We start from the raw sequence: 12381 nt of genomic DNA on the forward strand, positions 1-12381 counted from the left end.
TCTCGATGCCTATGCGGTCTTCAGTGCCTCAGTCCTGGCTGTGCTGACCGGATATTATGCCGCCATCTGCGGTCCATTGAGCCGGCTGCGGCCCTTCCTCGGACCAGAGCCCGCATTCAGCGGATATTTTCGGGCAATACTCTGGATCATAGGCGCGGTCCATCTTGTTTATTCCTATGTTCCGGAAGTCAGAAACCTCCCGTCAATCGGACAGCTTCTCGACCCTGCAGGGTTATTCGCTGTTGGTGGCTTGTATCTTGCCTGGCGACGACAACGGCTGACCCTTGCAGAAAAACTGTTCTTTCTGTTCGCTCTGCTCCCGCTTGAAGCCTACGCCGTGTTGCGCGCTCTGCTGATCACAAAGTTTCTGCTGATCACCGCCTTCATGTTTTTTCTGTTCCTGTATGAACGACAACTCCGTCTGATGCTGATTGCCGGCCTTCTGGGGGCAACATTGCTTGGCGGATATCGCTATACAACAGCCAGTCGCAGTTTTGGCGAGGTCGGTTTTGAACGCTTCAGGATGGTCTATTCCGCAATCATCGACGACCTGAACAATCCGTTTCAGACCAATCCCCGTACAGGCCTCAAACGTCTGGACATACCTCCGGGTGCAGCCTCCCTGATCCGCCGGATCAGTCAGTTCTGGGTTTTCCAGCATGTCTATGACCGAACCCCCGATCCGGTTCCCTACTGGCGCGGAGAAACCCTGAAGCCGTTGCTGACAGCAATGATTCCACGCGTAATCTATCCGGACAAACCACGGGAAGTTGCCGGCAACAAATTCGGGATTCGCTATGACCTGCTGACAGGCGACGATCCGCGCACCTCGGTCAACATACCCTGGCCAACCGAACTTCTGGCGAATTTCGGACCGCTGGGCCTGATCGTCGGCATGGGCGTCATCGGTCTCTGTCTGGCCGGCCTCTTCAGATGGCTGTTATCCTCAGCCGCCGGGCCAGTGACCACATTGACCGGGCTCACCGTATTTCATCCGCTGGTTTATCCGGAATCAAACATCTCTGTCATCGCAGGGTCCATACCACTGCTCTATATCTGCCTGACGCTGCTCTGCTTCATGGTCTGGCTGTTTACCGGGAGAGAACGGTCATGAGGGCCGTTCGCTGTCTCGGCTGGCTGGTCAGCATCCTTATTCTGGGCACCGCCACAGGACTGTCGGTCATCGGGTTATGGCCATCCGATTGTACATCACCCCTTGCCCCCGGAGCGAACTTGCGGGGCTGCGACTTCCGGGGACAGGATTTCTCCGGCAAGAAACTCAACGGTATTATCCTCGCCGGTGCGGATCTGAGAGAAGCGGATTTCACCGGTGCAACACTGGTGAATGTCAGTCTCGAAAACACCGACCTGAGTGGCGCCGACTTCACCGCAGCCAGCATCTCCAGCGTGAATTTTACCGGGGCCCGCCTGAACGGGGCCAGCTTCAGCAAAGCAGAATTACGCGACAGTTCGCTAATTCTCACATCATTGCTCAATGCCAGTCTGAACAGCACCCGCCTGGAAAATGTTCTCGTTGAACATGCAAATCTGTCCGGTGCATCCCTTCACGGAACCATCATTCATCAGTCCAGCATGATCAGCAGCCGGTTTGACAATGTGACCTTTGAGGAAACGACCCTGAACGGAGTCAATTTCCGGCATGCCAATTTTAATAACACCCGGATCGCCCGGTCACATATCTCGGATATCCGGATATATGCCGCCCGGTTTGATAACCTCGCATTTTCAGACAGCACACTGACCGGCATCAATCGCAACAGGCGGGCCGGCCTTCCGATTGCAGGAACCCGGTTATCACTGATCCGCAGCTGTATATCTGACAGCTATTTCGGTTCGGCTGAAATTGCCGAACTGGTCATGGAATCAACCCGGCTGCATGACATCAATCTTGATGGTGCGGAAATCCAGATGGCGCGCCTTGCGGATATTTATCTCGACCGGGTCTCTCTCCGGAAAAACCGGCAGGATGTTCCTTTTCGTCTCGGAAGACTGCAATCAAGTGGCGTGAGAACCAGCGGAACCAGTCTGGAGAACACCCGGATTGAAGGAGACATCAGCACTATCCTTCCTGTTGATTCCTCGCCGGAATCTTTTCCATCGGAGTGCAAACCATCGCCCTGATTTCACCGTTTTCCCACAACCCGGCATCCGGCACAGGTCAATCGCACTATTGACGCAGGCGAAATGACGTGGTGTCTGCCGTTTTCGCCAGTTCCAGAAACGGGAACACCGAATGTCGTCAAGACCATCCATTTGTATCATCGGGCTCGGTTATGTCGGCCTGCCACTTGCCATTGCCGTCGCGCGTGACCACCGGACACTCGGCTTTGACATCGACCGGACCCGCATCCGCGAGCTTCGGGACGGCCATGACCGGACCAACGAAGTCGAATCCGACCGGCTGGCTGCCAGCAATCTGATCTACAGTGATCAGGAGGCCGATATCGCCGGGTTTGATATCTATATCATTACAGTTCCGACCCCCGTCGATGAGGATAACAATCCTGATCTGGCTTATGTCATGTCAGCCAGCGACCTGGTCGGCCGGCATATGGCACGGGGCGCCGTTGTTGTTTATGAAAGCACCGTCTATCCCGGCGTAACCGAAGATATCTGTGGTCCGGCGCTGGCAGCAGCATCAGGTCTGGTTTGCGGCAGCGATTTTCACCTCGGCTATTCACCGGAGCGGATCAATCCCGGCGACCGGGAACATACCGTCGACCGCATCACCAAGGTTGTCGCCGGACAGACCCCGGAAATAACCGACAGGCTGGCCGGAGTTTATGACGCCGTAACCACCGGCGGTGTCTTCCGGGCCGCCAGCATCCGCACGGCAGAAGCTGCCAAGGTTATCGAAAACGCCCAGCGCGACATCAATATCGCCTTCGTCAACGAGATCACCATGATCTTCCGGCGCATGGGCATCTCGGTCCATGATGTTCTGGAAGCCAGTCAGACGAAGTGGAATTTCCTGCCCTTTACGCCCGGTCTCGTTGGCGGTCACTGTATCGGCGTTGATCCCCACTATCTTGCCAATGCCGCGATCAAGGCTGGTGTCGAGCCGGAAGTTGTTCTCTCCGGGCGGCGGGTCAATGAAGGTATGGGAATTTTCATTGCCGAGCAGGTTGCCGAGCAGATGGAACGGGTTTTCGGCAATTACGCCGGCCGGCGCGTGCTGGTGCTGGGGCTGACCTTCAAGGAAAATGTTCCTGATCTCCGCAACACGAAAGTCGTTGATGTCATCTCCTGCCTGACCGCAATGGAATGCAGCGTGGATGTTTTTGACCCCCGTGCAGATCAGGGAGAGACCCGGTCACATTACGGCATCAACCTGATGACGGAACTGCCTCAACAGGCTGACTATGACTGTGTTGTGGGGCTCGTTCCCCACGCCGAAATCACCGCACTGGAACCCTCTCGGCTGGCCAGCCTGTTGCGGGACGGCGGCGTGGTCGCAGACATCAAGGCCATCTGGCGCGGAAAGGAATTTCCGTCGGGGGTCACTTACTGGGGGCTTTAGGACCGGTCTGTTCTGACGGACAGGGCCAGTCGGGTTCAGAAGCAGAAACCGCTGCCCAGTCTGCCGGCCCGGATGCGCTGGCTTTTTCCAGCCGTCGTGCCGCTTCTGCCGTCACAGCGTCACCGGACAGCAATGAGTCACCGCCCAGTCTGTCGACAGCATCTCCGACAACTGACAATCCCTGCATTTGTGCCATCCGGAGGTAAATCAGCCGGCCTTGTGGATCCGAAGCCTGACATCCTCCTTCGGCAAGGGTCGCAAGCATGGCCTCTGCCGTACCCCCGCTTCTTCCCACAAGGCTTTCAAGCGATGACCTGACCCAGTCACATCGCCCCTCGCCACTGACGAATTTAAGGGCCGTCGCGATATAACGCACACGGGCAATGGCATCTTCCCTGTCGGCAGCCAGCTTGTAGAAACGCCGTGCAAGACAAAGACGGGGTTCGAGGCCGGCAAAGCCGACATGCAGATCACCTGCGATGGTCGCCGCAACCATGTCACCATCAGCGGCCCGCTGTCCGAGATTTACGGCCGCGGTCTCGTAGTCACCTTCAACAAATTCCACATATCCGCTATTGCCGGAGCGAAAGACCAGGCCAGCCGCAATCACCAGCAGCAGCAAGCCGACGATGAGGCGCGGACGGAAAAGCGCCATCATCGCCGTCTTCTGCAATCGGTCAGCGATTCTGACGATTGTCGACAAGATCATCGACAACCGCAGGATCAGCCAGTGTCGATGTATCGCCGAGATTGCTGAAATCGTTCTCTGCAATCTTTCGCAGGATCCGACGCATGATCTTGCCGGAACGGGTTTTCGGCAGGCCGGGAGCCCATTGCAGCCAGTCCGGGCTGGCAATCGGGCCGATATCCTTGCGAACCCACTGCACCAGTTCCTTTTTCAGCTCGTCAGACGGTTCTTCACCGGCATTCAGGGTGACATAGGCATAGATACCCTGCCCCTTGATGTCATGCGGTGCCCCGACCACGGCGGCTTCGGCCACTTTGGCATGCGCCACCAGCGAGCTTTCAACCTCTGCCGTACCCATGCGGTGACCGGAGACATTGATCACGTCATCGACCCGGCCGGTAATCCAGTAATAGCCATCCTTGTCACGGCGGCAGCCGTCACCGGTGAAATACTTGCCTTTGTAGGTCGAGAAATAGGTCTGCACGAAACGTTCATGATCACCATAAACCGTGCGCATCTGACCCGGCCAGGAGGCGATCAGACAAAGGTTCCCCTCGGTCGCGCCTTCCAGCGGATTGCCGTCGGCGTCGACAATCTGCGGCTGAACACCAAAGAACGGCAGGGTTGCCGAACCCGGCTTCAGGTCGATGGCACCGACCAGCGGGGTAATCAGAATGCCGCCGGTTTCCGTCTGCCACCAGGTATCGACAATCGGGCAGCGGGCATCACCCACCACGTTGTAATACCAGGACCAGGCTTCCGGGTTGATCGGCTCACCGACCGACCCAAGCAGGCGGATCGACTTGCGGCTGGTCTTCTTCACCGGCCCTTCACCATCACGCATCAGGGCCCGGATCGCCGTCGGTGCAGTGTAGAAGATATTGACCTGATGCTTGTCGCAGACTTCCCAGAAACGCGAGATCGAAGGATAGTTCGGCACACCCTCGAACATCAGGGTAATCGCACCATTGGCCAGCGGGCCATAGACGATATAGCTGTGGCCGGTCACCCAGCCGACATCCGCCGTGCACCAGTAAACCTCGCCTTCATGGTAATCGAAGACATATTCATGGGTCATCGATGCAAAGACCATATAGCCGCCGGTGGTATGCAGCACACCCTTCGGCTGACCGGTAGAGCCGGAGGTATAAAGAATGAACAGCGGATCTTCTGCGTTCATTTCCTCAGCCGGGCAATCGGTCGAAGCAGCCGCACAGACATCCGCATACCAGACATCGCGTCCGTCGACCCAGCCCGTCTTGCCGCCGGTCCGCTTGACCACAATCACACTGCTGACCGACGGGCATGATTTCAGCGCCGCATCGGTATTGGCTTTCAGAGGAACTTTCTTGCCACCGCGCAGACCTTCATCGGCGGTGATGACCATCTTGCATTCGGAATCATTGATGCGGTTGGCCAGACTGTCCGGCGAGAAACCGCCAAAGACGATGGAATGGACCGCGCCAATCCGGGCGCAGGCCAGCATCGCGTAGGCAGCTTCCGGAATCATCGGCATGTAAATACAGACCCGGTCGCCCTTGCCGACCCCCTCTGCCTTCATCGCATTGGCAAGCCGGCAGACATGTTCGTGCAACTGGCGATAGGTGATCTTCGCGTCGTCTTTCGGGTCATCGCCTTCCCAGATGATCGCGGTCTGGTCGCCACGGGTTTCCAGATGCCGGTCGACGCAGTTAACACAGGCGTTCAGCGTACCGTCTTCATACCATTTGATAGAGACCGGTGCGTTAAAGTCCACATTACGGACTTTCGAATAAGGTTTGATCCAGTCGATACGCTTGCCCTGTTCTCCCCAGAAGCTGTCCGGGTCTTCCACGGACTGCTTGTACATCGCGTCATATTTCGCGCGGTCAATCAGGGCATTGGCGGCAATTTCGGGTTTTACGGGTACTAGCTCTTCAGACATCGGACGATCCCCTTCCTGGACGACATTATAATTTGGCATCCGGCGCACCCTCCCGAAGAACGCCGACTGTCATTTTTATAGGATTTTGATGCTGTTGGGGCAAGCCGGGTCAGCCAGCTTCAGGCCAGCTGACAGGGTAATCAGCCGGCCCTGCATGAATGCTATTCCCGGAGGCTGATACCCTTCACGATCGATTTCGCGTCAGCGTCGCTCAGGGAGACACCTTCCGGGGCGCAATAGTAACCGGAAAGCCGCCTTGTCCCGAGACCGGCATCTGTACGACTGCCATAAAATTGCAGAAAACCGACGCAGGAAAGGTTATCGGAGGTTTTCGCAACGACATATTCGATAGCCCCGATGGGGTTGACCCCGACGCCGTCTGAAACCTGCACTGGATTTCGTTCCTTGAAATAGTGCCAGAGTTTCATGGACTCAAAGGGGGTGTGAGACTTCGTGAAATGCATGCCGCCACTGGCCTGATACAACTGCATGCTGGCACGGGGCAGACTGCCGGAACGCGGCCCGTAATGCGCCATTGTCACCGTATGGCGCGCCCCCGTGGGGTCCCCGCTGGTAAAGCTGCGATAACCGCCTTCCAGTCCCGGCCCGTTGAAAACCAGCGGCTGTTCCGCTTCCGTTACCGCCTTGACCTCACCGCCAAGTTTTGTGGTCTGGCAGGCAGAAACAAACAGGCCGGCCGTCAGTACGGCGACAATCTTCAGGCCACCTTTGTTAAAGCTGTGGAACATCACTCAATCTCCCTGTTGATATATTTCAAGGCGATGGGACGGATATCCGCCCATTTATCGCCTTCCGTAACCCCCGGATCATATAAAATCCGCAAGGCCATCAGATCCCAGTCCGTCAGCCTTACCTCATGATGCGAGGCACTCATGACAGAACGAAGCCGGTGGGAATGACCGAAAAAGCCAAAGGCATGCATCAGTTCATGATCAAGACACCAGACGGTTTCCGGGTCGCTGCGTTTGCCGATCTTGATTTCAACGGACCTGATGCGGTCTCCGCGCCGTCTGGTATGGGCATAACAGCCAGCAGCGATATTTTTCCGGATAACGAACTCACGTTCGTCTGTGAAATTGATGATGATGTCGCCAGACCCGTCGGTCAGCGTTACATTCAGACCTGTCGCAGAGGAAATCCGGGTGACGGACTCAGCGACGGCCTGTCTCTGGCTTTCTGACGGTGCACCCTGAATCGCCACTGTTGGCGCTGTCTGCCAGCGCCTGACCCGCCGCGTATTCAGCTGCTGTTCCGACACAAGGGATGTGTTGTCGCCGAACGTGACCTCCGTAAAGAAGGCTGTAACGCGATCCCGCGTCTGCTCGGTCGTCTGGCAGGCCGAAAGAACAGCCAGCATGGCAAGTGTCGCAAGACGACCTGATATTCGTAAAACGGGATGATTAATGACTGACACAGCTGTAATTATACGGGCGGGCAATCATTGGAAAAGCCAAAATTGATCCCTTGCGCAACTGTACGACCGACAGCTAAACCCGGTTAGTATCCGATCTCTCCAGATGGCAGACCCATGACCCGATCCATTCAGTTTCTCTCCACCCTCGGCCCCGCCTCGATGAATGACCGTGTCATCCGGCGCCTGACCGGGCTTGGCGTGACGCTGTTTCGCATCAACCTGTCCCATACGACGATGGAACAGCTGCCGGGGGCCATCGAAACCATACGGGCGTCAACAGATGTGCCGATCTGCCTCGACAGTGAAGGCGCACAGATCCGGACCGGCTGGATTGAAGCGGGCGCGGTGACACTGGCCGAGCATGCTCTGCTGACCTTCCCCCGCCTGCCCCATCCGGGCGACGCTACAGCGGTCAATCTGTATCCGCCCTATGCCATTGACCTGCTGGTTGAAGGTGATCTGGTCAGTATCGATTTCAACTCCGTTCTGGTGCAGATCATCGAAATCAATGAGGACGGTGCCGTTGCGCGGGTGTTGCAGGGCGGACAGGTCGGCCGCAACAAGGCAATTACCGTTGAACGCCAGGTGCCGCTGCAGGCTCTCTCGGACAAGGACCGCGAAGCAGTCGCCTACGGGGTGTCGGTCGGTATTCAGGATTTTGCCCTGTCCTTCGCGCAATCCGCCGGAGACGTGGACAGCCTGCGGGCACTGACCGGCAAGGATGCCCGCATCATCTCGAAGATCGAATGCCGCGCCGGGCTGCAAAATCTCGAAGCCATCGCGATTGCCTCTGACGCCATCCTGATCGACCGGGGCGACCTGTCGCGGGAATTCCCGATTGAGCGTGTTCCCCCATTGCAGAAGAAAATCATCCGCACGGCACAGTCTGTATCGCGCCCCTGCTATGTTGCCACCAACCTGCTGGAATCGATGGTGACCGCGATCTCCCCGACCCGCGCCGAGGTGAATGATATCTTCAATACATTGCAGGACGGCGCAGATGGTCTGGTACTGGCCGCGGAAACCGCCATCGGCGCCTATCCGATTGAATGCGCCAGCATGATTGCCCGCATGATCCGCCAGCAGGAGGAAGCAAGCCCGCCGGAAGATATCGGTGACTTCCTGCCGGTCTCCTTGCTGGCCGAACCGGTTGGCGGCAAACTGATTATTCGCGGTGACGTCACGGAAATACCGGACGGGCTGCCGTCGCTGGCTGTCGGCCTGACCGACATCATGGATTGCCGGCAGTTCACCATCGGTGCCTATTCACCGTTGCAGGGCTTCATGGATCGCGAAACGCTGGAATCAGTCATCGCTGACTACCGCCTGCCATCCGGAGACCCCTGGACCTTGCCTGTTGTCCTGCAGGCAGATCGCGAGGCCGCCCGGCAGATATCCGCCGGCAATCCGCTGGCCCTGAAGGGACCGGACGGCGACATCCAGGCACTGATGGATGTAACCGATGTCTATGAGCCGGATCTGGACCGGTTGCTGGTCGACTGGTTCGGGACATCATCAGACAGCCATCCCGGCGTTGCACGGGTTCGCAAGGCCGGTCCGGTATTCATTGCCGGACCGGTTCGCCTGACCGCCGCCGCCAGCAGTCTGTTCCGCGATTATGCCCTGACCCCGGCACAGACCCGGTCAATCTTCTCACACAAAGGCTGGAACCGGGTTGTCGGCTTTCATACCCGCAACGCACCGCACCGGGCGCATGAGTTTATCCAGCTCGCCGCCATGGAACAGGCCAGCGCAGACGGCCTGCTGATCAGCCCGGTGATTGGCCCGAAAAAACCCGGTGATTTCGAGGCTGATGCGGTCCTCGGCGCCTATCAGGCGGTGCTCAATGCGGGCATCTACCCGAAAGGCCGTGCCGTACTGGCAGCCTTTGCCACATGGTCGCGCTATGCCGGCCCGCGGGAGGCCGTGTTCACCGCGCTTTGCCGCCGGAACATGGGATGCAGCCATTTCATCCTGGGCCGGGACCATACAGGTGTTGGCGATTTCTATGCTCCGGATGCCAATGTCCGGCTGTTCGATCAGCTCGGTGATATCGGCATCACTCCGCTGTTCTTTGACGAAATTGCCTTCGACAGCAATCAGGGCAGCTTTGGCCCGGCCTCAGCCATTACCGATCCCGCCTCCATCAGCGGCACCGAAGTTCGCGAACGTCTGCGCAGCGGACGCGCCCTGCCGTCCTGGTTCATGCGCACCGAAGCCCAGCAGGCCCTGTTTGAGATGATCGGTCGCGGCGAGGCGGTGTTTCATACGGAATAAGACCGCCCGTCCGCCCGGATACAGACGTTGGTCTGAAAAGCCAGGCCTGATAGAACAGATATCCAACTGAAGAACAGGATTGCCATGTCCAGCGATACCACCCCGTCCGGATATGTTCTCGACACACCCTACCTGTTTGAGTTTCAGGAAGAACTGTCACCGGTACGGCTGAATTATACGGCCCTGCTGGGCGGGTATCCGGCGGTGCCGCTTGATCGCCCGTTCCGCTATCTGGATATCGGCTGCGGTTACGGGGTAACACTCGCGGTTCTTGCCGCAGCCTTTCCGGATGCCCGCTTCACCGGCATCGACCTGAACCCCGACCATATCCGGGAAGCGGCTGATCTGGCGAGCGATGCCGGGAACCTGCGGCTGCTCTGTGGCGGTTTCGATGATGTCGCACTGGGGCCTGACGAGCAGTTCGACTTTGTCGTCATGCATGGTCTGGTCTCCTGGCTGGATGACGGGCCCTTTGCAGCCCTGACTGACTTTCTCGACCGCCATGTGGCCCCCGGTGGTATTGTCTATGCCAGTTACAACGCCCTGCCCGGATGGTCGGCAACACAGTCGCTCCGCAGCCGTCTGCTTGCCGAGGCCGCCACAATCGACGGTAATGCCGCCGACAGGGCAATGGGGGCCATCACTGCCCTGCAACAGATGAAATCCGCCAATATTGCGTTTTTCCGGTGCTATCCGGAGCTTGGCAATCATCTTGACCGGCTGGCTGACATGGATCCGCGCTATGTGGTTCATGAATTTCTGAATGCCTCCAACCGGGCGTTCGAAGCCGCTGATATTTTTGAACGGTTCAGCACCGCCGGGCTGACCTTCGCCGGCACCGCGACGACCTTCCTGACCTATGTTGATCTGGCCTTCCCGCCGCTGCTTCAGGACAAGGCGCGGTCCTGCACCACCCGGACGGAACTGGAAATGCTGCGTGATTTCGTCCGCAACGAAACCTTCCGCAAGGATGTCTTCGTGCGCGGCAGCACCCAGTTATCCGCTGATGACTGGCAGGCCGCCCTCCACGACATTCCCGTCACTGCAAGCCTCCCTGTCTCCCTGATTGAACGGGAAGTCGGGTTTGGTGAAATCGCCATTCAGTATGATGGCGAGGTATTCGATCCGGTCATCGACATCTTATCCGGCAGGGCTGCTTCACCCGCGCAACTGACCCGGCTGATTGACGGGCTGGATATCGACATGGCATCGGACGCAACCGCCTTTCTGATCGCCGGAGGGCAGTTCCATGCTGCCCTGAAACCGACAGAAGCAGTCACCGTTCCCGAACGCTGCCGGATTGTTCATGACACGACCCGGCGGCTCATTGACCGGCTGGCGATGGATGAAGGGGAGGCTCCGGTTGTTGCCCCCGAACTGGGGTCCGGCCTTCGGCTGGGTGGTTCAACGGCAATGATGCTGCGCGCCCTTGATATCGCACCAGACGCAGCTGTGGACTGGCTGATGGCAGAAATGGCCAGAACCGGACACCAGCTGGCCGGGGTTGGCGATCACGCCTTTGGTGACGCCGTGGCCCGGGAGCAACTGAATGATGCCTTTGCCGCCTTCAGGTCAGGCTGGCTGCCGAAACTGCTGGAACTGGGTGTCGTGGAAGCAGCGGACTGAAACAGGGGTTAATAACGATTTCCGGACTGCCAGATATTGCCTCACTGCTCCGGTTCATGATCCAGCCTTGCGCCAATCGCCTGGATCAGATCGAGCTGCTTTGCGGTATCGGCCAGCATCTGACGGATATCGTCAGTCTGCAAGGCGGTCCGGGTGATCTCGCCGGACTCAAAATGGTCATACTTGCAGGGCAGCATCAGCCATAAAGCCTGATCGATGGCCGCGCATTTATACCCCTCCGGAAACTTCACGGCGATGATCGAGCCGATATCCTGCATCACCCGGTCATCGGGAGGCTGACTGAGCGCAAGCCGGATCAGCACGCCCCGGAAGACCGGCCATACCCGTTTCGTTGTATGGTCCCGGTGTTCCTTCCTGACTTCGCGGGTCAGCAGAAGTTCTGCCAGCACGAAATTCCGGCCCTGATAATCGCCGGAAATTTCATCTGACAGCGCGGCCTTGTTCCAGCCGGAATAAAGATCGTCATGCTGCAAGGGCCCGACCGGAACCCGGCCTTTTACCGCATACCGGAACGAACCGAAAAAGCCGAGAATTGCCGGCATCAGAACCGACTTGCGGTTCTTCTCATAGGCCTTCCCGGCCAGAACAACGGCAATCCACATTCCGAAAGCTGCAATCAGCATCAAAGCTGGCAGGATATGGAAGAAATCTTCCCGAAAGCCCCCGAGAACAAGGAGCCCAAGCGCGGCCACAAACCCGGACGATAACAGTATCGCAAAAAACCGGCGGCGACGGATGGACCGGAGCACCGTCAGACGGTGCTCCTCCAGATCCCGCAGAAGCGGTGCGATTTCTGCATCGAAATGCGCCTGAAAACCGCGTTCCCAGGAGGCATGTTCGATAAACTCAGGCTGACGGACAGCCGTCAC

9 protein-coding genes are annotated in these 12381 nt (G+C 58.0%); 4 read left to right on the top strand and 5 right to left on the bottom strand.

Annotated features, from left to right (window positions below):
* The first annotated feature begins 933 nt into the window (after positions 1–933).
* Positions 934–2142, top strand: coding sequence for a hypothetical protein (locus GH722_04645; GenBank protein ID MRG71047.1), 1209 nt, complete (start codon positions 934–936; stop codon positions 2140–2142).
* A gap of 112 nt (positions 2143–2254) precedes the next feature.
* Positions 2255–3541, top strand: a complete 1287-nt coding sequence (locus tag GH722_04650; protein ID MRG71048.1) for a nucleotide sugar dehydrogenase — start codon at positions 2255–2257, stop codon at positions 3539–3541.
* Here the strand turns inward: GH722_04650 and GH722_04655 are convergent.
* The 4 genes from GH722_04655 to GH722_04670 form a co-directional block, all read right to left on the bottom strand.
* Complete coding sequence (locus GH722_04655; protein MRG71049.1) at positions 3522–4250, bottom strand: hypothetical protein; 729 nt, start codon at positions 4248–4250, stop codon at positions 3522–3524. The two genes, GH722_04650 and GH722_04655, sit on opposite strands and share 20 nt — an antisense overlap.
* Positions 4219–6153, bottom strand: coding sequence for an acetate--CoA ligase (acs, locus tag GH722_04660; protein MRG71050.1), 1935 nt, complete (start codon positions 6151–6153; stop codon positions 4219–4221). The genes GH722_04655 and acs overlap by 32 nt, the downstream gene beginning before the upstream one ends.
* Positions 6154–6314: 161 nt before the next feature.
* Complete coding sequence (locus GH722_04665) at positions 6315–6902, bottom strand: hypothetical protein (GenBank protein ID MRG71051.1); 588 nt, start codon at positions 6900–6902, stop codon at positions 6315–6317.
* Entirely contained in the window at positions 6902–7531 is a 630-nt protein-coding gene (locus tag GH722_04670; protein MRG71052.1) for a DUF2927 domain-containing protein, read from the bottom strand. The genes GH722_04665 and GH722_04670 overlap by 1 nt, the downstream gene beginning before the upstream one ends.
* A gap of 171 nt (positions 7532–7702) precedes the next feature.
* Here GH722_04670 and GH722_04675 point away from each other — a divergent pair, with 171 nt between their 5' ends.
* Together GH722_04675 and GH722_04680 are read left to right on the top strand one after the other, a co-directional pair.
* Positions 7703–9865 carry a sulfate adenylyltransferase gene (locus tag GH722_04675; protein ID MRG71053.1) on the top strand — a complete coding sequence of 721 codons (2163 nt, stop codon included), beginning with the start codon at positions 7703–7705 and terminating at the stop codon, positions 9863–9865.
* A gap of 84 nt (positions 9866–9949) precedes the next feature.
* Positions 9950–11491, top strand: a complete 1542-nt coding sequence (locus GH722_04680; protein ID MRG71054.1) for a methyltransferase domain-containing protein — start codon at positions 9950–9952, stop codon at positions 11489–11491.
* A 41-nt stretch (positions 11492–11532) separates the two neighbouring features.
* On the opposite strand, the gene GH722_04685 is transcribed toward GH722_04680, so the two are convergent.
* On the bottom strand, positions 11533–12381 hold the full coding sequence (locus tag GH722_04685) for a hypothetical protein (GenBank protein MRG71055.1): 849 nt from the start codon (positions 12379–12381) through the stop codon (positions 11533–11535).

The organism is Alphaproteobacteria bacterium HT1-32 (assembly GCA_009649675.1).
GTDB lineage: Bacteria > Pseudomonadota > Alphaproteobacteria > Rhodospirillales > HT1-32 > HT1-32.